This is a genomic window from Waterburya sp., assembly GCF_058530065.1.
In genome coordinates, this window is the sequence record NZ_JBZNBU010000084.1 from 1 (window position 1) to 25,421 (window position 25,421).

The window sequence follows — 25,421 nt, forward strand, 5'->3', positions numbered from 1 at the left end:
CCTATTAATCTAAAAGAACACATTGTAGCAAATTCAATTCCAGTTATCTTTTTTGGTAACATTCATCAAGCTTCAGTAGCTACTATTAGTATCAATCCTAGTAACAAAGAATTTTTAAATAATAATCAAAAAGAATTAGTTTAAAACAAAACAAGGAAATAAAAAATATGAAATCTATGAAGGTACATACGAAGATAAAATTAAAGTAATTGGATGGACATCATACATACAAAATTTAAGATGTAATAATTCTAAATCTTTGAAAAAAGAACTCGCTGGCAAAGTAAAAGAATTGATGTCAGATAAATAATGAATTAATTTGTTTTATTGATTAGTAAAATACCAATATTAGTATCTTATAACAAAGTGTAATTTACATTACCTTGATATTTTTTTTTGCTTATTTTGTTAACTATTAAATATATTTCGGGAACTCTAAAAACGATCGCCTTCATTAGTCATAGCTCAAACATATGCAACCCGAACTAAAACCACCACCACAAAAGTATTCAGCCTTAGTAGTAATTAGTGCGGTAGCTACAGCATTACTGGCGATCGCCGGTTTGACTTGGTTGGGCAAACATTTATCTAAAACCCCAGTAGTAGAAACTCAGCCTAAAATTGATTCAGAATCAACAGTAGAAGTGAAGCCTCAAGCACCAAAAGCTTTATATGCTTTAGAGGATGCTCAATCATTAAAACTACCAGGCACAAAAGTTACAGTTAAAGAACTTAAAGCGACAAAAGTTCCCTATATTCCAGCCAAGACGAGTAAGTTAACTACAGCAGAATTAGCAGTAGCTAAAACAGCCTGGAAATATTTTGAGGCAAACTGGAATGATGAAACAGGTTTAGTTAATTCTGCCGACAAGTTTCCTTCAGTCACATTGTGGGATCAAGGGGCGGGAATTGCTGCTTTGATTTCGGCTAAGGAATTAGAAATTATTGAGGAAAAAGAGTTTAATCAAAAGCTCGATAAAATGTTAGAAACTCTGGCAAAACTGGAACTCTATAATGATGAATTACCTAACAAGGTTTATAACGCTAAAACTTTAATTCCCGTAAACTACGGTGGTTTAGAAAAAAAAGAAACTATTGGTTGGTCGGCGATTGATTTAGGAAGGATAGCAATCTGGTTAAAAATAATCGGCGCAAAGTATCCAGAGTATAAAACTCAAGCCGATGCTGTCTGGCAAGCTTGGGATGTAGAACGTCTGACTAAAGACGGCGATATGTTTGGTACTAGTATTGCTAATGGGGAAGAACAATACAACCAAGAAGGAAGATTGGGCTATGAAAATTATGCCGCTTTTGGGTTAAAACTTTGGGGTTTGGAAGTAGATAAAGCCTTGGATTATGAGGACAAAACAGCATTTGTCAATCTCTATGATGTGGGTATTCCTTACGACCTTCGAGATGCACAAAATTCTGGGGCAAATAATTATGTGTTGAGCGAACCTTACTTTTTAGATGGAATCGAAACGGGGTTTCAGGCATTACCAAAAGCCTATAGCGATCGCATTTTAGCAGCCCAAGAATCTCGTTATCAAAGCACCAAACAATTAACAGCAATTACCGAAGATAATTTAGACCGAGATCCGCGATTTGTTTATAATACTTTGTTTGTTAATGGTAAGCCTTGGTCTACGATTACCGATACGGGAGAAAATTACAATCATTTGCGTTTTCTGAGTGCAAAAGCTGCCATTGGCTGGGATGTTTTATACGACACCGAATACACTAATCAGCTATTTAATTTTGTAGTAGAAAATCTAGAGTCAGAAACGGGTTGGTACAACGGCTATTACGAAACTCTGCAAGAAACCAACGATGCTTTGACGGCAAATAATAACGGCGTTATTTTGGAAAGCCTATTGTACAAACAGGTGGGAAAACCTCTAATAGTTTGGGCGGGAGTAGTGAGTAGTGAGTAGTGTAGAGACGTTCCATGGAACGTCCGTACGAGTAGTGAGTAGTGAGTTTGTTATGTGGCAGGGATTTAGCCAAAAAAAGTTTTTTAGATTGACTGCCTCTTTGTGTGCGGGAATTATTGGTTCGAGTTGGTTTATTGGTTTTGGTAGTGACAAGATAGTTTTGGCACAGGATAGTAGTAATCAATGTGCGAATATCGTCAATCCTCTGACTCCTGAAGAGGAAATCTATGCCCGTACTGCCTGGCAATATTTTTTGAATAACTATCAAGAAAGTACTGGGTTTACCAACGCAGCCAATGGCTATCCTTCAGGTACTCTTTGGGATATGGGTAATTATCTGATGGCGTTAAATGCAGCCCGCTGGATGGGTTTAACCGACCAAGCAGACTTCGATCTCCGTTTGAATAAGTTTTTGGCTTCTTTAAGTGGCTTGCGTCTGTTTGAAGATAGTTTGCCCAACAAGGTATATAACACTGCCAGTGGAGAAATGACGGACTATGGTAATAACCCCGTAGAGAGAGGTATTGGCTGGTCTGCTTTAGATATTGGGCGTATTCTGGCTGCTTTTCACGTTTTACGCACTTGCCACCCCCAATATAGTGAGTGGTTGCAGTCAATTATAGATCGCTGGGCGGTAGAGCGATCGATTCAAGATGGCTATATGTTTGGGGCTGCTGTACTTGAAGATGGTCAAACTTTGCCCGTACAGGAAGGGCGTTTGGGCTATGAGGAATATGCAGCTAGGGGTTACGAACTATGGGGCTATGCCGTACCCAAAGCCTTATCTTACGAACCTTATAAGATGGTGGAAATTTATGGAGTACAAGTACCCGTCGATACCCGTAGATTTCAGGAAACCAACGCCAATAACTATGTGGTGAGTGAATCTTATATCCTCGATGGCATTGAGTTTGGTTTTTTGGGCAAGCAGCAAGAATTTGCAGAAAAAGTTTTTGAAGTTCAACGTAGACGTTATTTAGCCACGGGGCAATTAACAGCCGTCACCGAAGATAATATTGATGGTGCACCCTATTTTCTCTATAACACAGTCTATTCAAATGGTAACGCCTGGGCGACGATCACCGAAAAAAATGAACTTTACCCAGACAAACGCAGTATCAGCACTAAGGCAGCTTTGGGCTGGCGTTATATTTTCCCCGATAGCGAATATGCCCAACAGTTGTTTCAAGTAGCTACGGGGTTGATGAGTCCCGATGGTGGTGGTTTTTATGCAGGTTTGTATGAAGAGACTAGCGAACCAAATAAAGCTCTTACTGGTAACACCAACGGCTTAATTATGGAAATCCTTTATTACAAAGCCAGAGGCAACCAGCCTTTGATCGGCGGAGATTTGGTCAATGCTTCTACTGGAGATCCCCAAGAATATGAAGTAGCCGAAGGTTATCCCGCACCAGCAGGAGTAGAAAGTCAAGCAGCCCCAGTAACTCCTCCGTCTTCACCAGAACCAGTTGCCGTAGTACCTACCACATCTCAACCCCAAGTCAAACCACTCCAACCAGAACCTCAACCTACTGCTAATAATCCTCCTCAGAAAAAGAAAAAGCCTGTAGATTTTGTAGCCATTGCGCCTCTACCTTCTATGGGTAGAATCAAACCTTCTTTTTGTTCTGAGTTTACTAGAGATTTAACCATTCCCGAAAAGCGTTACGCTAAGGTAGCCTGGAAGTATTTTGAGGCTAATTATCAGCCAGAAACAGGACTAGTCAGCGATCGCAGTGACATGAAAGGTACTAGTCTCTGGGGCATGGGGGACTATCTAGCTGCACTACAATCTGCCACGGCAATGGAATTAATATCTCTGAAGAAATTTGACCTGCGGGTGCGTAAGTTTCTGGCGACTTTGCAAAGGCTGGATTTATTTTCGGGGGAATTACCCCATCGCGGTTACGATATTCGCACTCTCGAACCTGTAGATTATGGTAACAATCCCGTATCGGAGGGAACGGGTTGGTCTGGCTTGGATGTGGGCAGAATGCTGTTGGCGTTACATAATCTCAAGAGTTGCTATCCTCAATATACCGAAACAGTAGATGAGATTCTTTTAAATTGGTCTTATCTGCGGGTAGTCCGAAACGGCAGATTAAATAGTGCAGTAGTCGAGGAAGATAACTTTCAGCGTCGTTTGGCAAAAGTACACCCCGTCAACCAGTTGGGTTATGAAGAATATGCAGCGCGGGGCTTTCAACTTTGGGGTTTTGATGCGGGTAAATCCGCAGTGGGGGGAGAATATCAAACTCAGTCGGTAGATGGCTTAGAGATCCTCTCTCAAAGACAACGTAATGGCAAACAACCCGAACACAATTATGTTGTGGCAGATCCCTTTATTCGCTATGGACTAGAATTAGGCTTCGATCCGCAAATGCGATCGCTAGTATATCCTATGCTACAGGCAGAGGCTAAACGTTACCGAGATAAAGGTTTGTTCTCTGCTGCCAATACAGTTTTAATTCAGAAAGAACCCTATGTGATTCACAGTACTATTATTGGGAATAACGAACCCTGGTCAACGCGATCGCAAGATGGTAAAACTAAAGACAAACATCGTATTGCTAGCGTGGCAACAGCCTTTGCCTATGGTTCTTTATTTCCTGAAAATGAATACGCCCAAGAATTACAACAGGCGGTAGTAGATTTATACAATCCCGATCTGGGATATTATGAAGGCTTTTACGAGCAAAGTGGCAAAGCAGCATTAGGTTTTACCAGCAGCACTAATGCAATCGTGCTTCAGTCTTTATATTATAAATTCCGCGATTCTCAACCATTATTAACTGATAATGCTGACCTCGATTCTCCTTGGTGGAAAACTGTAGCAAAGGGTAATTCGGGCAATGGCTTACCCTATGACAACGAACAACAACTATATTTAGTCGAGGATGATACGGGTATCTATTGGTCTAATTCTCAATCCTTCGAGATTGATGCAGAAACTAGCAGTCAGTCTCCTCTTAACAATAGCAAAATGGATTCTCCTTGGTGGCAAGCTGTAGCAAAAGGAGAAGGGCAAGGTATACCAGATAAACCAACTCAGCAAGCAAATTTATATCTCGACAATCGCGAATCCTATTGGACATCGATCGATCCCGTCAAATCTCAGGAAGATATTAAATCGAATCAATCCCATGACATCCAGCAGCTACCCCAAGTAATTATTCCCGAACAACCAGTAGCAGTTAATTTAGAATCACTCAAAGCAAAAAGTACCAATGTCCCGCAAAATACCTGTTCCGCAAAATCACAATCAGTCGATCTGGCTAACGCAAAACAGGCTTGGTCATACTTTGTCGCTAATGGTCATGAATCTACAGGGTTATTTAATGCCGTAGAAAAATATCCCTGGACGACATTTTGGGATCAAGGAAGTGCCATCTTAGGTATCCATAGTGCGCGACAGTTAAACATTATTGACCCAGCGGAATTCGATCGCCAGATAACCAAACTTCTTATTACCCTAGAAACTTTACCCCTCCCTGCGACAGGTTTACCCAACAAAGCATACAGCACTATTACGGGAGAAATGATGAAGCTAAATAATACTCCCGATCCTGATGGTACTAGCGGTTGGTCGGCGTTAGATATTTCTCGGTTTCTGATTTCACTGCATACTTTACGCACCCATTACCCAGAATATCAGCCCAGAATTGAAAAGATAGTTAGTCAATGGGATTTGAGTAAGTTAGTCAGAGATGGTTGGCTACAGGGTGGTATTCCCGACAAAACAGGCAAGATTAACTACTATCAAGAAGGCAGACTGGGTTACGAGCAATATGCAGCCAAGGGTTTACAACTATGGGGTATCGAGGCAAATAACGCCCTCAATAATCCTCCAACAAAAGATGTAGAAGTTGATGGCAATACCTTAAAAGTCGATCGCCGTAACTATGCCAATTCAAACGCAGGTAACTATCTAACCAACGATCCCTATCTGATGTGGGGACTAGAAATGGGTTGGTCAAAAACCGATAAACAGCAGGTAGTTAAACTAATTCAGGCACAAGAACAAAGATACAAACGCACGGGAATTCTCACCGCCGTTAACGAAGACTCTTTAGATCGCCCACCTTACTTTTTATACTATAGCGTCTATGCCAATGGCGATCGCTGGAATGCCGTAACTCCCCAGGATAAATCGTTTCCTAATCTAAAATTCCTCAGTACCAAAGCAGCTTTCGCCGCTTCTTCCTTGTTTCCCGATCTTCCTTATACTCAATCTCTCAAACAAGCCGTAGATAAAACAGCTATTAAAAATCGTGGTTATCCAGGGGGAATCTATGAAGACAAAAATTTGGGAGTCAATCAAGTATTCAATGTCAACACCAACGCTGTGATTCTAGAAAGTATTTTATATACAGCCCGCAATAATTGTCCTTTGTCATCAAACATTGAGCATTAAAAATCGTTTTTTAAAATCCCTAGTAATGGTTCGATAGCGATATTGCATCCTATATCCCCCAATTGTCTAATTACAGCCGTTTTCAGTTGAATAGCTCTCTGGGAAAATTTACTAGTTCGTAGTTTTTAGTTTTTAGTTCTTAGTTCTTAGTTTTTAAAGTTTAATTATGTAGTCTACCCATGTGAAAAGCGCAGTAAGATCGCACGAAATTGTTTGTTTTGATTGATTTAGTATTGCACTGTTGAAAATCGAGTATATATCCATGAATAATATCCAAACTCGCTTAAAAGATAGAACCCTATTGTTTCGTTATTTGACAATTATCAATCTTATCTTTGGAGCTTGGTATTTACAATGGCGTGTAACTCATTCTTTGAATTTTAATGCTCTATGGATTTCTCTTCCCTTGTTACTGGCAGAAATTTATAGTTATCTCGGCGGAGTAATGTTTTTGATTGGTTTATGGCAGCCAGTAGTTAGGCAAGTAAAGTCTTTTAATAAATTGATTCCTCAATTTCCTAGGGAAGAATATCCCAATATCGATATTTTTATCACCTGTTACAACGAACCTGTAGAAATGGTGGAAGAAACGGCAAAGGCAGCATTGGCAATTGACTATGCCGTAGAAAAATTAAAAGTTTATATTCTTGATGATGGCAATTCTCCCGATATGAGGGCGATGGCAGAACAACTCTGTGTCGAAGATCTTCAAACCCCTTTATTACAACAAGCAGCAGCAACTATAGATGGAAAGCGATCGCAATTAGTCAGTCGCTGGCAACAGTTAAAAAATCTTACGCCAGATTTACTTGCCTCTGAGAAATATTTACAGACATCTAAATTACAAGTTCCGAGTAAGTATGAATCTTTAGAGGATATATTAAGGTGGTTTGAAAGTTTAAAGCATCAGGCGATCGACGATCGCACTTGGTTAGAATTTCAAACTGTGGTGGGAGAAGCTTTTGATAATGTGGTCAGTCACGCCCATCAAGAATTAACGGAAGAGAAGACCATAGATTTAGAACTAGCTATTTTAAGTCAGTCAATTGTCTTTAAAATCTGGGACTATGGCGAAGAATTCGATTTAGAAGCCAAGAGAAGGCAAAGAAAAGGGGAAATAGATTCCGCAGCAGAAAGTGGTAGAGGTCTATTTCTGTTAGAAGAATTAACTGACTATTTCAGTTACACAAGACAAGCCGACGGACGTAATTGTTTGTTGGCAATTAAAGCTTACCAGACAGAAATCAAAATAGATCCTAATTTACCATCCTATATTCAAAGTTTAGGGCAATTATTCTCCCTACTCAATCCTCAAGCTAAAAAACTTCAAGATTATCTACAAGCAGAACAAAAAGCCTTAGAAAAAGCCATTCACGAACAAGAATTAGCTTTAACTAACCTATCCCGCTGTCGCTATATAGCCCGCCCAAAACCTAAAGGAAAAGCACACCATGCTAAAGCTGGCAATATTAACTATGCCATTTTTTTAGGAGAAACTACAGGGGAATTTATCTTAACTCTCGATGCCGACCACATCCCCAAACCCGAATTTTTACATCGAGTTTTACCCTACTTCTATCAGTACAATATCCATACTGGTAAATATCAACAGAATCAAATTGCTTTCGTTCAGACTCCCCAGGCATTCTCTAACTTACCTTCTGGCGATCCTTTCGGTCATCAAGCCCACCTATTTTATGGCCCTATTCAACAGGGTAAAGATGGCATGGGTGCTGCTTTTTACACTGGAACAAATGCAATTCTACGACGAGAAGCGTTAGTTAATGTGGGCTTACAAAACTTTTCATCAGAGTACGAATTAGACAATGACCGCTTGAATGAATTCGATTTAGTTGGAGGAGTATCCAGCAACAGCATTACCGAAGATATGAATACTGCTATGCGCCTTCATGCTGCGGGATGGCAATCGGTTTATCATCACGAAGAACTATCATCGGGTTTAGCCCCTGACGATCTTAGTTCGACTATGAAACAAAGATTGCGTTGGGCACAAGGAACAATTCAAGTATTACTCAAAGAAAACCCCTGGAAAAAACCAGGTTTAAATTTCTGGCAAAGACTGCAATATTTCCAAACGATGTACAGTTATTTTGCAGGATTTTTTATTGTTATTTTTATTGTCTGTCCCTTAATTTATTTTTTTACGGGAATTATTCCTTTACGAGCTTATAGTTTCGATTTTGCTATTCATTTCCTACCTGCTTTTATCCTCAATCGCCTGACATTTTTAGCTGCTACTTGGGGGATTCCTGCTGGGGAATTGTGGCGTTCCGAACAATATGCGATCGCACTATTTCCTCTCATGATTCGAGCCGTCTGGAGTATTTTTAGCGGTAAAGATGTCAAATTCCAAGTAACTCCCAAACAACGCCAAGCAGGAAGATATTTAAACCTAGTCAAAGCTCAATTATTTATCTTTACTTTAACTATTTTAGGTATTATTTATACTATCTATCGTTTTGCTATGGGTAACTTGGAAACCCCCGAAACTTATTTAGTTAATTCTGCTTGGGCAATTTATAATCTATCTTTACTTTGGGTAATTATTAAAGCAGCAATATGGCAACCTAAGTCTAGTTAACCTTTATTTAACTAATTCAAGGGATAAATTTAATCTACATAGATATTCAATTGCTGATGTCGTTCGAGAAAAACTAATAACTAATAGCTAATAACTAAAAAACAGTTTTAGCTTAACCCGAACTCAAGCCCATTAATTTTCTATGGCTACCCATAACATAATAAGTTAAGTATAAAGTTTAGCAATATCTGCTAAGGTAGCTACCTTAAAACCATTGCCTACTGCTGCCATTTTCCATTCATTATTATGACGATAAACATCTGCTAAGATCATTCCCGTCATATTATTATATTCTGCCCCCGACAGATCGTAGCGTGCCAATTCTTTATTCGTGGTGCGATTTACCAGCCTTACGAAAGCATTTTTCACCATACTAAAGTCTTGTTGGCGTTCTTTGCATTTATAAATATTGATCGCCAGGATTAAATAACAAATTTCGGGGGGGATAATTGGTAAATCGATATTAATCACTTCATCGTCTCCATCTCCCGCACCAGTTAAGTTGTCTCCTTGATGGACAATGGCACTAGAACTATGTCTTAGGTTGCCAAAATAGATAATATTTTTGACATCGGTTAACTTTTTATCAGCATCGAGACAGATTACGGAGGAGTCTAAATCGAATTGTTTGTTATTGCCAAAAAAACCCCCAGATTTTGGGGCGACATCCCAACCTAAACCACACATGATTTGTTTGAGTTCGGGATCTTCTTTAGTAAGAGAGATTCGTTGTCCTTTTTTTAAATTGATTGCCATTATTTAGTTGTTACCTGACTGAGACAGTGCAAAGGATCTATTAACTAGTTTAATAAATTCTGCCAGCAGCCAGATTAAGAAAAAAGAAATGATTATGCTGATTAGTTTTTCGGGATCGAGCAAATTTTGGATTGTAGTGGCAATTACCTTAACTGGTTGATTAATTAAGTCCCAACTATTAAATCTTTCAAATCTACCAAGATAAATGCCAATCGTGCATAAAAAATGTATACATCCATTAATTAGAATTAAATATTTTTCTCTCACAAAATTGGCTAAATATCGCTCTAATCTAATGAGAGCAATAGTATAAGCTCCAAATCCTGCATTAATAAATAATATATATTGAGGAATTAAAATAAAAATAATTGCCCAAAGAGGATAGTTTTTTTGACTCAATTCAATCATATGAATCGAATCAGTTAAAATATAAGGCGCATTGGGTAAAAATGCAATAAAAATAATTAATAATATCCACCATGATAAATTACGAACTACTAAAGAACGAAATAAATAGTAACTTATACTAGTAGGAATAAAAGCTAAAAATAAATTCCAAATAATACGACGATCGCTTTGGCTGAATAAATCTAGAGATATTGAAATCCAATCATTCATTAATTTACTAAATTATCGATTATTTAATATTTTTGGCTCATAGTTCTGTTTCGGATTCTGCTTCATTTTGGGTCATTTCTCCACAGTCAATACAGTCACAAGCATGGGAGTCTATTTCATTTTGGTCTGATTCTTCTGCCTCATTATCAGAAACCTCCCCCTCGCATTCATAAAAAGGGTAATCGGTTTCTTGAGTGGGTATTTCTACTGTTTCAGTCCCTACTTCGGGTGGCGCGCTAAATACATATTCAGTAGCATTAGCTTGGATGGGTAGAGCGATCGCTATTAGAGTAACCATAGCTTTAGAGCATTTTAAAGTAGTCAATAATTTATTAATCATAGTTAACTAACTTTGTTGGTAACTACAGCAGATAAGTAAGCAAGTAAGTAATCCACCTACAATAATTTAATTTTTTTGTGTTGCAACTCCATTAAACTTATCTAACAAATTCTACATTCTATTTTTAGGAATGAAAGTATTTATTAACCTAAACTATATCCTGTAAAAAAAAAGAAAATATCACAGAAAAATGCAATATTGCTTTAAAAACTCTGAGATTAATTATTAAATATTAACTAACTACTTAAGCAAAATTAATTACATTTTTTAATTTTCTTAAGCTTTTGCCTTGGAAAATGATGAATTAAATTTGGCGACTGCTTACCCTCGTAACTGACTTACTAAATGATTCAATTCGGGTAGAATAAGTTCCCTAACTGCCAATTTGACCCTATTATTAGTCTTTAGTCTTTAGTTTTTAGTTTGACAGGGGGAATCACGAGCTAAATATTTGGGGAAAACAACAAGATAGGGACATTTCGCGCTCACACGAAACCTCCCATAAAGTTATTTATATTAATTTTATTATGAGCGATCGGAGAAAAAATTAATTTTTATCCAAACCCAAACCATTTTCTTCGGCATACTCATTCATAAAACGCACAAAACGCTCGAACTCCGCTTCAGACTTCATGATCAAGATAGCTTCAATAGCTCTAGCTTCTCCGTTGATAAATTTGCCTTTTACTTCACGGCTCACAATTTCCCCTTCACCATCAACTAAATACATTCCAGTAATTTCTTCAGTGCTATCTTTAGCCAAAATTTTGGGATCTTCAAAATAAAAAGTAGCCGTACCGCTATTTCCAGTTTTAGAACGAGTAACTCTAATCTGGGGAATAACTTCCTCCTTTATGCCTCTGGCAAATTGAATTTCCGCCACACTGCAACTCCTATATCTTTACAATCTGTTAATAACTGTTAATCATCTCATAAAAATACAGGAGAAGGAAAATCAAAGGGGAATGTAGCTAATCTATCAATTAACCAGGAGGCCAACTCATGGAACGATCGCCTAATATATGTAAATGGAGGTGATCTACTGATTGACCAGCATCGTCACCATTATTGATGACTACGCGATATCCATTGCTCAAGTTAGCTTGTTCGGCTACTTTTTTGACTGTCATTAATAAATGACCCATCAACTGAGTATCTTCGGCTGTCGATTCGGACAAACGAGGAATGGGTTTTTTGGGAATTACCAGAATATGAGTTGGAGCTTGAGGATTGACATCTTTAAAGGCTAAAGCCAGATCGTCTTCATAAACAATATCGGCGGGAATTTCGCGACGGATAATTTTGCCAAAAATAGTATCGCTCATAATTCAAAGATAACTGATGACTATCGTCAATTTGATTAACAGCCCTTATTGTAGTAGGATTCCTCTTTTTCTCTATTCTCTTTCTATTTATACTTAACTTTTGTTAGGAATTATGGGCAATACCATCAGCAGCAATATACATAGAGATCCTAGAGCTCTAGCAAGTTTAGCAGCAAAAGAATGGCTGATTACTAATGGTATTGGTGGCTATGGTGCGGGTAATGTATCTGGTTTATTAACCAGACGCTATCATGGTTGGCTAATCGCTGCTCTTCAGCCTCCTTTGGGTAGAACATTATTATTATCCAAGCTGGATGAAACAGTAACTTATAACGAACATTCATTCCACCTATATTGCGATCGCTGGGCAGATGAAGCGGTTCATCCCCAAGGCTATCAACACATTAAAAATTTTTTTTTGGTTGGAACTACACCAGTTTGGGAATATCAAATTGCCGATGCCATAATCGAAAAACGCATTTGGATGCAACAAGGAGAAAATACAACTTATATTCGCTACACCCTCAAAGAAAGCTCTGCACCTTTAAAATTATCCCTAGGAGCATTAGTCAACTATCGCGATCATCATGGGGACACCCACAGTAATAATTGGCAGATGTCGATCGCTTCCTTGGTTGGGGGAGTAGAAATAAAAGCCAATCCAGATGCCAAAAGTCTCTACCTTTTTAGTGATGCTCGACATGAGCTCGAACCAACATGGCAAATTAATCATATCTGGCGTTATAACTGTTCTCTCTCTGTGGAGAAATATCGCGGTCTAATTTATTGTGAAGATCGTTTATTAGCTGCTACGGCAACGGTGACTCTTGACGATGGAGATTCGATTACCATGATTGCCAGTACAGAATCTCAACCCAATCTAGATTCCGATTTGGCTTGGCAAGCAAAATACCAACACGAACAAGAATTACTTAATAAATCTCAAACCCCGATTTTTAGCAATGTCAAGCCTAAATCCTCAATTCCTCCTCAATGGATTAGTAAGTTAGTCTTGGCTGCCAATCAATTTATTATAGATCGCCCGACTAAATTCTCTTGCGAAGGAAAAACCATTATTACTGGCTATCCATGGTTCAATGATTGGGCTAGGGATGCCACGATTAGTTTATCAGGATTAACCCTAGTAACGGGGCGATTTAGCGTAGCTCGCTTCATCTTACGCACTCATGCAGAGTATATCGATCGCGGAATGATGCCCAATGTTTTTGTCGATGCTAAAGCCGAATCAAACTATAACAGTGTAGATGCTTCTTTATGGTACTTTGAGGCTATTTTCACCTACTATCAAAATACGCAAGATACTAGTTTAATTAAAGAACTATTTCCTGTTTTAGCTAAGATTGTTAGCAATTACAGTCAAGGTACTCGATATAACATTCATCAAGATAAAGATGGTTTGCTGTATGCAGGAGATGAAGATAGGGAGTTAACTTGGATGAATGCCCAGGTGGAGGGTAGGGTAGTAACTCCCCGCAGAGGAAAACCCGTAGAAATTAATGCTCTTTGGTATAATGCTTTAGTAGTTATGGAATATCTAGCCCAAGAATTAGATAGTCCTCATTTGGTCTACAGTAAATTAGCCAATACTGTAAGAGTGAGTTTTCAAAAGTTTTGGGATGAGAAACTAGGCTATTGTTACGATATAGTAGACGCTCCTCAAGGTAATGAAGATAGTCTGCGTCCCAATCAAATTTTGGCAGTGTCTTTACCCTCTGTAAAAGGGGCAATGCCTCTGTTAAGTCAACCGCAACAAAAAAGTATTATCGCAATCGTTACCCAAGAATTATTAACCCCCTGTGGTTTGAGGACTCTTGCTCCCAGCCATCCCGACTATCAAGGAACTTATGGCGGCGATCGCCAAAGCCGAAGTAGAGCCTATCACCAAGGTACTGTATGGACTTGGTTTATCGGTCATTTTATTCAAGCTCATTTGAAAGTATATCGAGATCCAGAAACCGCCCGCAAGTTTCTCGTACCGATAGCAGATTTGTTAGAAACAGGATGTATCGGGACTATTGGTGAAATTTTTGATGGAGATTCTCCCCATAACCCCAGAGGCTGTTTTGCTAAGGCTTGGAGTGTGGCGGAAGTTTTACGCAGTTGGCAATTAATTGAAGATTATGAGGATAACGACAACCAACTTCAGACGAAACAGTAGTTTTATTAGATTCAATATTCAGCGATCGCTAAGAAAAAGGCGATGGTTAAAGTTGACAGTCTTGATAGTTAGCTACCCTTAAAGTAATCAAAAGTTTCATTCAGAAAAATCAATGGTATCTAAAGCAGATAAAATTTTAGTTGCTGGTGCTACGGGAGGCGTAGGACAACTAGTTGTTGCCAGACTCTTGGCAAAAGATCTTGATGTTTGGGCATTGACTAGAAACAAGGCTAAAGCCGAGTCGATGTTTGAAGGTAAGGTGAAACTAGTAGAAGGAGATATTCGCTATCCCAACACTTTAGTTGATGGAGTTAATGATATTGACTATTTAATTTGTTGTACTGGTACGACTGCTTTCCCTTCCCTTAAATGGGATTTTGCTAATTTGTTTCAGGCTGCCAATAGTCCCGAAGCAGTGGATGGAGAAGGTGTTAAAAATCTAGTAGCTGCCGTGCCAAAAGACTTAAAACGGTTTGTCTTTGTTTCTTCTTGTGGCGTTTTCCGCAAAGATAGTTTTCCTTTTAATCTTCTAAATGCTTTTGGAGTATTAGATGCGAAGTTGGTGGGGGAAAACGCTATTCAAACTTCGGGTTTGCCCTACACGATTATTCGTCCAGGAAGGTTAATTGATGGTCCTTATACATCCTACGATCTAAATACTTTATTGCGAGCTAAAACCGATGGCAAACAGGGAGTAACTATTGCTAGGGGAGATAGTCTTAATGGAGACACCAGCCGTATTGATGTAGCCAATGTCTGTGTGGAATCGATATTTTATGATTCTACTGTTAACACAGATTTTTCTATTGTTAATGAAGGAGAAAGACCAAATAATATTGATTGGTCACAATTATTTAATTCCTCTTTGTAGTTAGCATATAGTTTGGATTCTCTATTGATGATTACTGACAAACAAGCGATAAAAGCTTGTATCTTGACTGAATTTTTAACATCAAAAGGCTTGCCAATACGAGTATTTCAATATCTAGAAGCTGAGAGATTAATTCGGATCGAAGCAGGTTTTAGAAATAAACAAATTAGAATAGTTATTAACGAGATTGGAAAAGCAAAATATGTCTAAACCATTAGAAAGTATGAGTCTTGAAGAACTGAGTCAATACATGAAACAGCATCAGGATAGTTCTGATGAATGGCAAAAAGCTTATGAGTTATTTGCTCAAAAATCAGATTGGCAAGATGCGCCAGAAGGGGCAAGTTGGGAGGAGCAAAAACAGTTTGTTGAGAATTTTGTTTCTCAAGTAATTTCTTAAAGAACAACAAATATATAACCTTGTTTAACCTATAACCTCTAACTTATGACGGTTTGGTGTTTGTCGAGCCATTGTTGAATATCTTGTATAACTTTGTTGGGAATTTCCCAAGGAAAAAGATGTGCCACTTGAGGATAGTTAATATATTCGCAACGGGGTAAATATTCGGCGGTTTGTTGGCTGGCGTGGGGGGTAATATTACGATCGCATTCTCCTGAAAGCATCAAGCAAGGGAAATCTAAATGCTCTAAATCTGACAAGCGATCGTATCCTTGCCTGATGGCATTAAATAAAGCATTGGTAGCCACTTTAGAAGTTCTGAAATAAGCTGGTGTACCTTCTTTAGCTAGATAATTGTAGGCTTCGGGAGTGTGATTTTCAATTAAAAACCGAAAAAGCGATCGCTTGCCAAAGGTATCGATGTTCCATTGCCATCCTGGTTTAACTAGATTGACCATACCAGCTACTCCTGTAAACAGTTGGTCTTGCCAAGTGTTACTAGTGCGGATGCTGGCAGGTTTGGCTGCGGTAGCCACCAAAATCATCCCGCTAAATCTTTCGGGCATCAAGAGAGCTAATTCCATGGCGATGATACCCCCCAAAGACCAACCCAATAACATACAGCGATCTATCTCTAGCTTATCTAGTAACTGCTGAAGATCTGCTAAATGTTCCTCCATCGCAAAATCTTGACGATATTTACTTTTGCCATAACCCCGAAGATCTGGCGCGATCGTTCGATATTCTTTTGTGAGATAATTGGTAAATACAGACATACTATTAGAACTGCCAGGATGACCGTGCAAACATAAAATTGGGTATCCCTGTCCTCTAATTTCTGTATTTAGTTCCATAAATTTAGTACTAAAAATGTTGTTCGATAAATATTGGAATTATACGACTTGCATCGAATATGACAACTTAGATATTCTGGAATCTAGCATAACCGAGATTTTGGAACAAGAAGAAGGATGTCAGCGTATTTTCGAGCTTCCTAAATTAAACATAGATTGGCAAAAGCGATCGCGATATACATATCTTGAACAAGAATTATCCGATCTTTGGATCGTTGCTATATTTCCAGGAATCGGTCGCTGGGGCGTAATTAAAACTTTTCCGACAGGACTTATTTGCGATCGCTCTTTAAATTCTTCTCAACCCTATCTTGCTAATTTAACCAAACAAATTAAATGTAATGCTTTTCATTTAGAGGTACACGATAGTGTTGGTGGGTTTCTGTTTGAAGTTGACTTTCTGGGTAAAACTTTTCTCTCTGGATCTTCTGTTCTCGATGAATACTACAGTTGTGGCTTTCATGATGAACTAAAAGTAGACAAAGACAAAGGAGATCTCATTACTAACTTTTGGTCGATCGACGTACCAGAACCATTTAAACAAGCAATTCAAATCAATGAATCTTCAGAAGTACTCGAAAAAGAACAAAGAATTGCCGAATTAGATCCAGAAGATCCTGAATATTTCGATTTAGCTGTCGACGAATATCTGGGTTACAGCCAGAGAATAGATTTAGCTTTTGCCGATTTATTCGATCCTAATAGAGATTACTGGTTTTTTAAAAATAGTCTAGTCGATGTAGCCTACAACTCTTCAGATAGATTGAAACTTATCAATGCCAAAATATTATATTTTCAGCCTCCCACTTCTTATCTACCTCTCCACATTAGGCTAAAAAAGAGAATGATACCTCAAACAACATCCTCACCAGAAGAAGATACTCTATTTTAAGTTCTAGGATAAAATTTTGTCTTAAGCTTAAGTTAATTAATTAACTTCCATTAATTCAATCGAGAAGAAAAAATAACATTATGTCCAAGCAAAATAAAACAGGAGCTTTTATTGGTGGGGTAACTATCGGCAGTGCCATCGGCTTGGTAGTGGGACTTTTAGCTGCACCTCGTACGGGTAAAGAAACCAGAAAAGTAATTAAAAAATCTGCCGATGCTTTACCAGAATTAGCCGAAGACTTATCTAGCAGTATTCAATTCCAAGCAGATCGACTGTCAGAGTCTACCCTAGAAAATTGGGAAGGTACATTATTCCGATTAAAACAAGCGATCGCAGCAGGAATCGAAGCCAGTCAAGAAACTACCCTAGTCGATCGATCTAATTCACCACAGCAAAACGGTAATGAGTAATTAGTTTTCATCTAAAATTGTAGGAATGCACTAGCTATGCTCAATTTTTATGATAGATCCGTTATTTTGGCTGGGACTGTCCCTACTATTGGTTTCATTTAGTTTATTTGCTGTTTTATTAGTCACCATACCTACTCTACAAGAAGTAGCTAGGGCTGCTCGTAGTGCCGAAAAGTTGTTTGATACCCTCAACCGCGAATTTCCACCAACTTTAGAAGCAATTCGGATGACGGGTAAAGAAGTAGGAGAGTTAACCGACGAGCTTAATCAAGGAATTAGTAACGCTACGGGAGTAGTCAAGCAAGTAGATCGAGGATTGGTCAATGCCAGAGTTCAAGCTCAACAAGTACAACAAAGTAGTAAAGGGTTGGTGGCAGGAGTTAAAGCAGCCTGGAAAACTTGGCGCAATCCTCCCCAGCAGATAGTCTTTTCCGATCGCCGCGATCGCTTTTTAAAATCTAAATCTTCTGAAAACCGAGATTAATTTTTGCTTAAATTTTTGGTTTTTTTCTATCTTAAGAAGTTCTCAGGACTACTAAATACTGATAACCTTAAGTTAAGGTAAATAAATGTAACAGAAATTTAAAGCATTTTAATAAAACCGAAGAAATTGTATATCAGAAATATTTTTAGTCAAACAATTATGGGAAATAAGTTAACACAGCGTTTCCTGCTCGCGTTAGGAGCTTGCTTACTATTTTTAGCTACTTGCTTTACATCTCCCGCTTTGGCAGTTAACAATCCAGAGCTACTACCCGATAAGGAAACCCCTGTAGTAGACCTAGCCAACTTCTTACCCCAACAACAAGAAGATTCGTTAATTGAAAACTTGGAAAATTTTGAAGCAGAAACAGGCTGGAAAATGCGGGTTTTGACCCAATACGATCGCTCTCCTGGTCGTGCGGTCAAAAAATTCTGGGGTTTGGATGATAAAAGTATTTTGCTTGTAGCTGATGGTAGAGGCGGAAATCTTTTAGCCTTTAGTATTGGCGATGCTGTTTATGAATTACTACCCCGTAACTTCTGGATTGAATTACAGACTCGGTTTGGCAATATGTATTATATTCGCGAGCATGGTGAAAATAATGCTATTGTCGAAGCTTTAGAATCCGTTAAAGGCTGTCTACTTCAAAATGGCTGCACTGCGGTTCCTGGTTTGCCTCAAGAACAATGGATCTTAACTTTAATTAGCTCGATTGTCGGCGGTGTTATTTTAGGTGTTGCAGTAATTCCTCGTAAGGAAGGTCAGTTTATGGCTTGGCAATGGGGTTTGATTATGTCTCCTTTGTGGGGAATCCTCTTTATTGCTTTCGGTATTGGCCCTGTAGTAATTCGCACTCCCGAATTTTTACCTCTATTCCGCAACATTATCGGCTTTATGTTAGGTGCAGTAGTGGCATTTCTTTCTCCTACGTTTATTGAAACTCCCACTTCCGATTCGGAAACATAAAGTGAATATGGAAGATCTAGAAAAATCAAATAGACCGCGTTTGTATTTAAAACTTGAGTTTTAGTAAAATACCCTTTAACCCTTAACCTAAAAGTAGACGCGGTTTGATATCCCCCAACAGTAGAGGTTTCCATGAAAATTGGTAATAAAAAACTACAACGTTCTCTTTATCGAATCTTGTTGGCTGTTGGGGGAACTACTCTTTTAATTATCGCAATCTTGGCGATTGAAACTGCATTTGGGGCGGAAAAGGATTGTCAACCAACAGAATCGTGGTTATTTTGTCAAATTAGAGAATCAGTATTGCTCAGTATCGTAGAAGGTTTTAGCATTTTGGTGGCAGTTTGGCTGTTTTTTCTCGAAGCACCAGAAAGAGATAAGCAAGCTCACTATGAAGCTTGGAAAACTATCGACTCGGCTCACGGTTTGAGAAATAGTTATGCTAGAGTCCAAGCACTCCAAGACTTAAACGACGATCGCATTCCCTTAAGGGGTTTTACCGCTGCCGAAGCAGATTTGCGGGGTATTAATTTGGAAGGGGCAGACTTGAGTAATGCTTATTTATCGGGAGCAGATTTGAGTAATGCTAATCTACGCAACGCTAACTTGAGTCACGCTAACTTAGTAGAAACCAAGTTAACCAATGCTAATTTAAGCAACACCAAGCTAACTGGAGCAAACTTGAACTATGCTGATTTAATTGAAGCCGATTTGATTGAAGCGGATTTTGTTGGTGCGAGTATCATCGGAACAAACTTTGTTCGTGCCAATCTAGCCCAAGCATACTTTGGAGATGTCAATTTCAATCAGTGCTTGCTTACAGATGCGAACCTCCACAAAACCAAATTCTTTGGGGTAGAGAATTTGAATCCAGACCAAATCAAACAGGCTAAAAATTGGTCGGAAGCTATTTATGATGCCAAGATGTCGGCTAAGTTAAATTAGTTATTATAGTAATTTATTAAGTTAAATTTTTTGCATATTAATAATATTATGTAAGCATTATTTAAGAATAACTACTATTGTCAAATATGTAAAATCAATATTAATTTGCAATCATTAATCAATGTAAATCAAATAAAACAGGGAAGATTATTCTGACCAAAAAGCTGAAAAATTTGCTTTTTTATCAGCTTAACTTGTCAAGCTAGGTTGCTGAACGTCGTAAGGCTCAAATTGTGATTTAGTTGCACCGCATTTAGGACAAGACCAATCATCAGGAATTGCCTCGAAAGGAGTTCCTGGCTCTATTCCTGAATCGGGATCTCCTTTTGCGGGATCGTAAATGTAGTTACAAATTTTACAAACATATTTTTGCATTTTTATTTTCCTTTGAATTTTTACTGAAATAATATTAATTAATCAATTTATTTTGAACATCTTTCTTCAGAAATAGTAGTTTAGGGAAAATAATATAATCTGAATAATCAAGCAAACTATAAATTTATCTCTGATGATAGATAAAGTATTCTCAACTTTTTTTATACTTAATTTTAAAGACATAATTTTTGTGTTATCCCGAAATGTTGAATATTTAAATTGATTTAAAAACTGTTGTGTTTCATTAGATAAAAATGCTGTATGTCTCGTTCTGCCTGTTTAATTTATAATCCTGTTGCTGGTCAAGGTGATTCGGACTGCGATTTGGACAATATTAAAATGTTATTGTCGCCAAAAATCGATCTTGATATTCGCCAAACTACTCCTAAAGTTGATGCCGACTGTCTGGCAAAAGATGCCATTGAACGTCAAGTGGAAACCATCATCGTTTCTGGAGGAGATGGAACGGTTTCGACAGTGGCAAACGCTCTGGTTAAGACAGATATCCCTTTGGGGATTATTTCTCGCGGGACAGCTAACGCCTTAGCCAATGCACTGGGCATCCCTGAAAATTTGGCAGCAGCTTGTGAAACTATTCTTGATGGTAATACGAAAACCATAGATACGGCTCAGTATAATGGTAAACCTATGGTGTTACTGGCGGGGATTGGGTTTGAAGCCCAAACAATCGAAAATACAGACCGCAAAGATAAAGACCGTTGGGGAATGTGGGCATATGTTTTATCTGGTTTGCAACAGTTAACCAAATGGCAATCTTTTGAAGCTGAGATAGTCACAGATGAAAGGGTAGATAACATTACTACGGCTGCTATTACCATTGCCAATGCTGCCCCTAAAACCTCAATTTTAGCTCAGGGAGTAGCCGAAGTTGTCACAGATGACGGTTTGCTAGATATTACTATAGTTGCTCCAGAAAATAATTTGGCATCCCTAACGGCTTCTTACAATCTGTATCGCTCTGCTGTGAATGATGAAGTAGCTAAACATAATAGTGTGAGCTATTTACGCAGTAAACGGGTAAAAGTCACCACTAATCCACCGCAAAAAGTAGCGATTGACGGTGAAATTATCGGCAAAACTCCTCTAGAAATAGAATGCTTACCTCAAAGCTTGACTGTTTATGTGCCAAAAAACCAAAAATTAGGCGATCGCTAATGCGCCAGCTTTTCGGCTGTATACGCAGCACCTCAGCGAAGCTGAAATCGCCATTAATTACAGCTAAATCTCAAGGGCAATTATGATGGAAAATTTAGTTTTACCGCCAAATATCGCACAAGTTTTTGCATTGAATCAGAGAAAAGATCTGCTATCAGCTTTAACCAAGGAAATAGTAGTTACCCTAAAATGCGATCGCTGTTTTATTTATCTGCGCGATCCAGATACAGGCTTGGGTAAAGCAGAATTTTGTTATCGTCGCGATCGCACTATTCCAGAAGTGACCAGTCGCGAATGGTCAAAAGAATCTCCTGCAATTGAAGCGCAAGACCCTATGTTTGCAGCAGCCTTAAATTGCCAGCCTCATATTTTTATCGAAGATCTAGAAACTGCCGATCCACAAGTAGTTAATGCTGAGTTTGAAAAGGAAAATTTTGGACATCGAGCTTTGATTCATACCCATCTTTGTCATGAAGGACAGCTTTGGGGAGTATTGCAACCATGCGTCTTTGACCAACCTAGAATTTGGACATCGAGCGATCGCCAGTTAATAACAGCAATAGCCGAACAAACTGCCCCCCTAGTTATGGAATACGTACTAAAAGCTAATAGCTCCAAACTCATTAACAAAGTCTACTAACACTAAACGATATTATGATTGTTAACTTACAAGAAAATGGTTGGGAAATTATTTATCATCGCGCCCATGCTTTACTAGCAGCCCAAATTGCTGGGGCTTGTCAGCAAGAAGATAATTCATTACGCATTGTCGATACTATAGCTGCCATATCCCATCATGACGATCTCGAAAAAGAGTGGAAAGAGGATCAACTAACATCTGCGGGTGCGCCGATGGACTTTACTTTAGAGCGACAAACCCCAATTAAGCAATTACGCCAACATATCGAAGATTCCCTATATCGGGGACGCTGGGTAGCACTGCTAACTTCAATGCACCTTTGTTTTCTCAATCAGGGTAGTAAAGACAAACCTGAAATCAAAGAATTTCTCGCAGAACAACGAGAATTACAGACACAATGGCGTAAAGAATTAGATTTGTCACAAGAACAAGCTGATTCAGTTTACCAGTTCATGAAATGGTGCGATCGCCTGTCCTTAATTCTCTGTCAGCGCAAGTTACCTGACAATGAAAGAGCTTTAGAAATCAATCAGAATGCAGATGGCAAAACTTACTATGTGACCCAATCTGATGAAGGGTGGCTAACTGTATCTCCTTGGTGTTTTGCTCAAGATAAATTTACAGTTAAAGTTGAAGCGTCTTATTTATCCCAAATTAAATTTGCCGATAATCAAAGCTTAACCGAAGCCTTAAAAGCAGCACCCCGCAAGTATCTTGAATGGACATTCCTCAAAACAAAATTAGATCGAGAAAACGGTAAGCATAAACCAGAAATTTTCTTAAAAGCAGCTTAAATACAAATATCTCTTGACTATTAATTTGAAACGGTAGAGTTGCCTTGAATTGGTTGTTAGTTGTCTTAAAGGATACCGCTTCGCATATTAGTTGTTAGTCATTGGTCACTGATTATAAAAAACAAAGAACAAAGGACAAAGGACAAATGACTTTAGCTTTTAAAAAATCTATCTGCGGAAGGATAAAAATATCATTCCTGAGTTATAAAATAAAGCATTTACGAACAAGATCTGTTTGTTACAAAAGATTAATAGTAAATTAATAGTAAAAAATTAAGTATATTCACTGTGATTTTTACTAAACTAGGTTGTGTAAGATCGCCGACCAGCGATCGGCGATCGCTAATAACTACTTCATAACGCTTAATTATTAACCAATTAGTATGAGGATGGATTTAGGTCGCCCCCTATGCTCGACTACAGCAGTTGGAGTTGTATTTCATTTAGCTGATGGCACTATTCAAAGTTGTAATGTTGATGCGGAAATAATCTTAGGCTACACCGTAGAGCAGTTAATTGGGGCTTCAAGCTTCGATCCTCCCTGGCAAACGATTCATGAAGATGGTTCTCTTTTTTCACCTGAAACCTATCCTGCAACTATTTCGTTGGAAACTGGTCGGCCTTGCTCTGATCTGGTTATGGGCTTTTACCGACCTGATGGAGATTTAGTTTGGTTGTCGATCGCCACTGAGCCTTTGTTTAAAGCTAACAATACCAAACCTTATGGAGTAGAGGTAACTTTTAAAGATATTAGCGATCGCATTGGCAATGATATTTCTCTCCAGTTTGTTCCCAAACAGCGATCGCTCACGGTTTCAAAAGAAGAACGTTTAAACTTGGCTACGGTCGCTGCTGGTTTGGGGATGTGGTTTTGGGATTTAAAGACGGACTGTTTGGAATGGACAGAACTATGTAAAGCTTTATTTGGCTTAACTCCCGATACAGAAATGAGCTATGAAGTATTTCTTAATGCTCTGCATCCTGAAGACCGCGATCGCACCGATACAGCAATACGACAGGCATTAGCGACGAAAACCGAATACAACATTGAATATCGCACCGTTTGGAGTGATGGTAGCATTCATTGGATTCTTGCCAAAGGTCGAGCTTTTTATAACTCAGAGGGCGAGCCATTGCAGATGATGGGAACTACCCAAGATGTCAGCGATCGCAAACTATTAGAAGCCAAATTAACTGAAACCAATAATACCTTAGAGTCAATAATTAGAGATACTAACGATGCCATCTTTGTAAAAGATCTTGAAGGACGCTACGTAACTATTAATCAAGCTGCCTTAACTTGGCTGGGGATGACCGTTGAAGATGTGGTTGGTCGAGATGATACAGCACTATTCGATTCTGAAACCGCCCAATCCCTCAGAGCGATAGATCGGCAGGTTATCGAGCAAAATAAAAGTGTGATTCTGGAAGAAAAAGCAACTTCTGGAACGCAACAGAGAACTTTTTTATCTAGCAAACATCCCTGGTACGATGCTTCGGGAAACTTGGCGGGAGTTATTGGTATTTCTAAAGACATCACGGAAATCAAAGAATCGCAACAGAAAATACAAGAAAAGGAACAGTTATTAAGGCTTGCTTTATCATGTGCTTCAGCAGCTTCTTGGAACTGGGATCTAACGACAGGAAAAGTTACTTGGTCGCAAGAAAATTTTGACCTATACGGATTAGCTCCAGAAATAGAGCCAAAATATGAAATTTGGGAAAGTGTAGTACATCCAGACGATCGTGAACGGGCTAATCGCGAAATAGAACGGGTGATTGCCGATCCTACTTCTGAGTTAAAAATAGAGTTTCGGATTATTCACTCTCAAAAAGGAATTCGCTGGATTTTAGCGATGGGTCATGTTACTTGTAATGATAACGGCGAGCCAATCTGTTTTAGTGGAATCGACCTCGATATCAGCGATCGCAAGGAAGCAGAACAAAAGATTCAGCAGAGCGAACAGCACTTGAGGAGGGTTTTAGATAGTTTATACAGCTTTATTGGCGTGTTAAACCCTGATGGTATTTTGCTCGAAGCCAATCAAACTGCTATTGAAGCAGCTAATTTAAAATTAGAAGATGTCATTGGCAAACCTTTTACGGAAGCCTATTGGTGGTCTTATTCTAAAGCCAGTCAAGCAAGATTAAATGCTGCTCTTGAGCGTGCCAAGAGAGGTGAAGCAGTTCGTTATGATGTGGAAGTACGACTAAGCGAAGACAACTATGTAACCATTGACTTTGCTCTCGTTCCCCTGTTTGATGCCAACGGCGAAGTAGAATGGATAATTCCTTCGGGTATTGATATCAGCGATCGTGAAGCTAATCGAAAAGCCTTAGAGCAAAGGGAAGACGAACTGAGACTGATGACCGAAGCTATTCCCCAGCAAATTTGGACGGCATTACCCAACGGTGAAACCGATTACTTCAACCAACGCTGGCAGGA

22 protein-coding genes are annotated in these 25,421 nt (G+C 38.7%); 15 read left to right on the top strand and 7 right to left on the bottom strand.

What is annotated here, in order from left to right; genetic code table 11:
• The first annotated feature begins 473 nt into the window (after positions 1 to 473).
• The 3 genes from AC33VI_RS05595 (at position 474) to AC33VI_RS05605 (ending at position 8,950) form a co-directional block, all read left to right on the top strand.
• Positions 474 to 1,934 (top strand): DUF3131 domain-containing protein, encoded by a 1,461-nt coding sequence (locus AC33VI_RS05595; protein ID WP_491781279.1) that lies wholly within the window; start codon positions 474 to 476, stop codon positions 1,932 to 1,934.
• A 52-nt stretch (positions 1,935 to 1,986) separates the two neighbouring features.
• Positions 1,987 to 6,348 carry a DUF3131 domain-containing protein gene (locus AC33VI_RS05600; protein WP_491781300.1) on the top strand — a complete coding sequence of 1,454 codons (4,362 nt, stop codon included), beginning with the start codon at positions 1,987 to 1,989 and terminating at the stop codon, positions 6,346 to 6,348.
• Between the two features lie 262 nt (positions 6,349 to 6,610).
• Positions 6,611 to 8,950, top strand: a complete 2,340-nt coding sequence (locus AC33VI_RS05605; RefSeq protein WP_491781280.1) for an ATP-binding protein — start codon at positions 6,611 to 6,613, stop codon at positions 8,948 to 8,950.
• A 165-nt stretch (positions 8,951 to 9,115) separates the two neighbouring features.
• Here the strand turns inward: AC33VI_RS05605 and AC33VI_RS05610 are convergent, their stop codons facing one another.
• From AC33VI_RS05610 to AC33VI_RS05630, 5 genes are all read right to left on the bottom strand, one after another.
• Positions 9,116 to 9,706 (bottom strand): TerD family protein, encoded by a 591-nt coding sequence (locus tag AC33VI_RS05610; protein ID WP_491781281.1) that lies wholly within the window; start codon positions 9,704 to 9,706, stop codon positions 9,116 to 9,118.
• Between the two features lie 3 nt (positions 9,707 to 9,709).
• The gene (locus AC33VI_RS05615) at positions 9,710 to 10,324 is read right to left on the bottom strand and encodes a DUF1361 domain-containing protein (protein WP_491781282.1); all 615 of its coding nucleotides are present in this window, start codon (positions 10,322 to 10,324) and stop codon (positions 9,710 to 9,712) included.
• Between the two features lie 37 nt (positions 10,325 to 10,361).
• Entirely contained in the window at positions 10,362 to 10,664 is a 303-nt protein-coding gene (locus tag AC33VI_RS05620; protein WP_491781283.1) for a hypothetical protein, read from the bottom strand.
• Between the two features lie 547 nt (positions 10,665 to 11,211).
• Positions 11,212 to 11,547, bottom strand: a complete 336-nt coding sequence (gene psb28, locus AC33VI_RS05625; protein WP_491781284.1) for a photosystem II reaction center protein Psb28 — start codon at positions 11,545 to 11,547, stop codon at positions 11,212 to 11,214.
• A 100-nt stretch (positions 11,548 to 11,647) separates the two neighbouring features.
• A complete protein-coding gene (locus tag AC33VI_RS05630) occupies positions 11,648 to 11,989 on the bottom strand; it encodes a histidine triad nucleotide-binding protein (RefSeq protein WP_491781285.1) in 342 nt (113 codons plus the stop codon).
• A 112-nt stretch (positions 11,990 to 12,101) separates the two neighbouring features.
• Between AC33VI_RS05630 and AC33VI_RS05635 the strand changes: the two genes are divergently transcribed.
• From AC33VI_RS05635 to AC33VI_RS05645, 3 genes are all read left to right on the top strand, one after another.
• Positions 12,102 to 14,168: an amylo-alpha-1,6-glucosidase gene (locus AC33VI_RS05635; RefSeq protein WP_491781286.1), complete on the top strand. Its 2,067-nt coding sequence runs from the start codon at positions 12,102 to 12,104 to the stop codon at positions 14,166 to 14,168.
• 112 nt (positions 14,169 to 14,280) lie between these two features.
• The gene (locus tag AC33VI_RS05640) at positions 14,281 to 15,039 is read left to right on the top strand and encodes an SDR family oxidoreductase (RefSeq protein WP_491781287.1); all 759 of its coding nucleotides are present in this window, start codon (positions 14,281 to 14,283) and stop codon (positions 15,037 to 15,039) included.
• A 202-nt stretch (positions 15,040 to 15,241) separates the two neighbouring features.
• Entirely contained in the window at positions 15,242 to 15,439 is a 198-nt protein-coding gene (locus AC33VI_RS05645; protein WP_491781288.1) for a DUF6887 family protein, read from the top strand.
• A gap of 38 nt (positions 15,440 to 15,477) precedes the next feature.
• Here AC33VI_RS05645 and AC33VI_RS05650 read toward each other — a convergent pair whose 3' ends face one another.
• Complete coding sequence (locus tag AC33VI_RS05650) at positions 15,478 to 16,293, bottom strand: alpha/beta fold hydrolase (RefSeq protein WP_491781289.1); 816 nt, start codon at positions 16,291 to 16,293, stop codon at positions 15,478 to 15,480.
• Between the two features lie 16 nt (positions 16,294 to 16,309).
• On the opposite strand from AC33VI_RS05650, the gene AC33VI_RS05655 reads away from it, so the two are divergent.
• The 5 genes from AC33VI_RS05655 to AC33VI_RS05675 all read left to right on the top strand — a co-directional run bounded on the left by AC33VI_RS05655 (position 16,310) and on the right by AC33VI_RS05675 (position 19,990).
• Positions 16,310 to 17,185: a hypothetical protein gene (locus AC33VI_RS05655; RefSeq protein ID WP_491781290.1), complete on the top strand. Its 876-nt coding sequence runs from the start codon at positions 16,310 to 16,312 to the stop codon at positions 17,183 to 17,185.
• An 80-nt stretch (positions 17,186 to 17,265) separates the two neighbouring features.
• Positions 17,266 to 17,595 (top strand): YtxH domain-containing protein, encoded by a 330-nt coding sequence (locus AC33VI_RS05660; protein WP_491781291.1) that lies wholly within the window; start codon positions 17,266 to 17,268, stop codon positions 17,593 to 17,595.
• A gap of 49 nt (positions 17,596 to 17,644) precedes the next feature.
• Complete coding sequence (locus AC33VI_RS05665) at positions 17,645 to 18,079, top strand: hypothetical protein (protein WP_491781292.1); 435 nt, start codon at positions 17,645 to 17,647, stop codon at positions 18,077 to 18,079.
• Positions 18,080 to 18,238: 159 nt separating this feature from the next.
• The gene (locus AC33VI_RS05670) at positions 18,239 to 19,045 is read left to right on the top strand and encodes a TPM domain-containing protein (RefSeq protein ID WP_491781293.1); all 807 of its coding nucleotides are present in this window, start codon (positions 18,239 to 18,241) and stop codon (positions 19,043 to 19,045) included.
• 132 nt (positions 19,046 to 19,177) lie between these two features.
• Positions 19,178 to 19,990 (top strand): pentapeptide repeat-containing protein, encoded by an 813-nt coding sequence (locus AC33VI_RS05675; RefSeq protein WP_491781294.1) that lies wholly within the window; start codon positions 19,178 to 19,180, stop codon positions 19,988 to 19,990.
• 189 nt (positions 19,991 to 20,179) lie between these two features.
• Here AC33VI_RS05675 and rd read toward each other — a convergent pair whose 3' ends face one another.
• Complete coding sequence (gene rd / locus AC33VI_RS05680) at positions 20,180 to 20,365, bottom strand: rubredoxin (protein WP_491781295.1); 186 nt, start codon at positions 20,363 to 20,365, stop codon at positions 20,180 to 20,182.
• Between the two features lie 261 nt (positions 20,366 to 20,626).
• Here rd and AC33VI_RS05685 point away from each other — a divergent pair, with 261 nt between their 5' ends.
• The 4 genes from AC33VI_RS05685 to AC33VI_RS05700 all read left to right on the top strand — a co-directional run.
• Positions 20,627 to 21,541: a YegS/Rv2252/BmrU family lipid kinase gene (locus AC33VI_RS05685; RefSeq protein ID WP_491781296.1), complete on the top strand. Its 915-nt coding sequence runs from the start codon at positions 20,627 to 20,629 to the stop codon at positions 21,539 to 21,541.
• Between the two features lie 82 nt (positions 21,542 to 21,623).
• Positions 21,624 to 22,181, top strand: a complete 558-nt coding sequence (locus AC33VI_RS05690; protein ID WP_491781297.1) for a GAF domain-containing protein — start codon at positions 21,624 to 21,626, stop codon at positions 22,179 to 22,181.
• Between the two features lie 14 nt (positions 22,182 to 22,195).
• Positions 22,196 to 22,975: a DUF3891 family protein gene (locus AC33VI_RS05695; RefSeq protein ID WP_491781298.1), complete on the top strand. Its 780-nt coding sequence runs from the start codon at positions 22,196 to 22,198 to the stop codon at positions 22,973 to 22,975.
• 383 nt (positions 22,976 to 23,358) lie between these two features.
• Positions 23,359 to 25,421 (top strand): PAS domain-containing protein (locus AC33VI_RS05700; protein WP_491781299.1); only part of this gene is annotated, 2,063 nt, incomplete at its 3' end.

Bases quoted from the DNA above. Each gene is read 5' to 3' on its own strand.
- AC33VI_RS05660 (WP_491781291.1), top strand. From the start codon at position 17,266: ATGTCCAAGCAAAATAAAACAGGAGCTTTTATTGGTGGGGTAACTATC.
- AC33VI_RS05695 (WP_491781298.1), top strand. From the start codon at position 22,196: ATGATTGTTAACTTACAAGAAAATGGTTGGGAAATTATTTATCATCGC.
- AC33VI_RS05605 (WP_491781280.1), top strand. From the start codon at position 6,611: ATGAATAATATCCAAACTCGCTTAAAAGATAGAACCCTATTGTTTCGT.
- AC33VI_RS05655 (WP_491781290.1), top strand. From the start codon at position 16,310: ATGTTGTTCGATAAATATTGGAATTATACGACTTGCATCGAATATGAC.
- AC33VI_RS05670 (WP_491781293.1), top strand. From the start codon at position 18,239: ATGGGAAATAAGTTAACACAGCGTTTCCTGCTCGCGTTAGGAGCTTGC.
- AC33VI_RS05630 (WP_491781285.1), bottom strand. From the start codon at position 11,989: ATGAGCGATACTATTTTTGGCAAAATTATCCGTCGCGAAATTCCCGCC.
- AC33VI_RS05650 (WP_491781289.1), bottom strand. From the start codon at position 16,293: ATGGAACTAAATACAGAAATTAGAGGACAGGGATACCCAATTTTATGT.
- AC33VI_RS05600 (WP_491781300.1), top strand. From the start codon at position 1,987: ATGTGGCAGGGATTTAGCCAAAAAAAGTTTTTTAGATTGACTGCCTCT.
- AC33VI_RS05665 (WP_491781292.1), top strand. From the start codon at position 17,645: ATGATAGATCCGTTATTTTGGCTGGGACTGTCCCTACTATTGGTTTCA.
- AC33VI_RS05635 (WP_491781286.1), top strand. From the start codon at position 12,102: ATGGGCAATACCATCAGCAGCAATATACATAGAGATCCTAGAGCTCTA.
- AC33VI_RS05645 (WP_491781288.1), top strand. From the start codon at position 15,242: ATGTCTAAACCATTAGAAAGTATGAGTCTTGAAGAACTGAGTCAATAC.
- AC33VI_RS05620 (WP_491781283.1), bottom strand. From the start codon at position 10,664: ATGATTAATAAATTATTGACTACTTTAAAATGCTCTAAAGCTATGGTT.
- AC33VI_RS05595 (WP_491781279.1), top strand. From the start codon at position 474: ATGCAACCCGAACTAAAACCACCACCACAAAAGTATTCAGCCTTAGTA.
- AC33VI_RS05615 (WP_491781282.1), bottom strand. From the start codon at position 10,324: ATGAATGATTGGATTTCAATATCTCTAGATTTATTCAGCCAAAGCGAT.
- rd (WP_491781295.1), bottom strand. From the start codon at position 20,365: ATGCAAAAATATGTTTGTAAAATTTGTAACTACATTTACGATCCCGCA.
- AC33VI_RS05610 (WP_491781281.1), bottom strand. From the start codon at position 9,706: ATGGCAATCAATTTAAAAAAAGGACAACGAATCTCTCTTACTAAAGAA.
- AC33VI_RS05675 (WP_491781294.1), top strand. From the start codon at position 19,178: ATGAAAATTGGTAATAAAAAACTACAACGTTCTCTTTATCGAATCTTG.
- AC33VI_RS05690 (WP_491781297.1), top strand. From the start codon at position 21,624: ATGATGGAAAATTTAGTTTTACCGCCAAATATCGCACAAGTTTTTGCA.
- AC33VI_RS05640 (WP_491781287.1), top strand. From the start codon at position 14,281: ATGGTATCTAAAGCAGATAAAATTTTAGTTGCTGGTGCTACGGGAGGC.
- AC33VI_RS05685 (WP_491781296.1), top strand. From the start codon at position 20,627: ATGTCTCGTTCTGCCTGTTTAATTTATAATCCTGTTGCTGGTCAAGGT.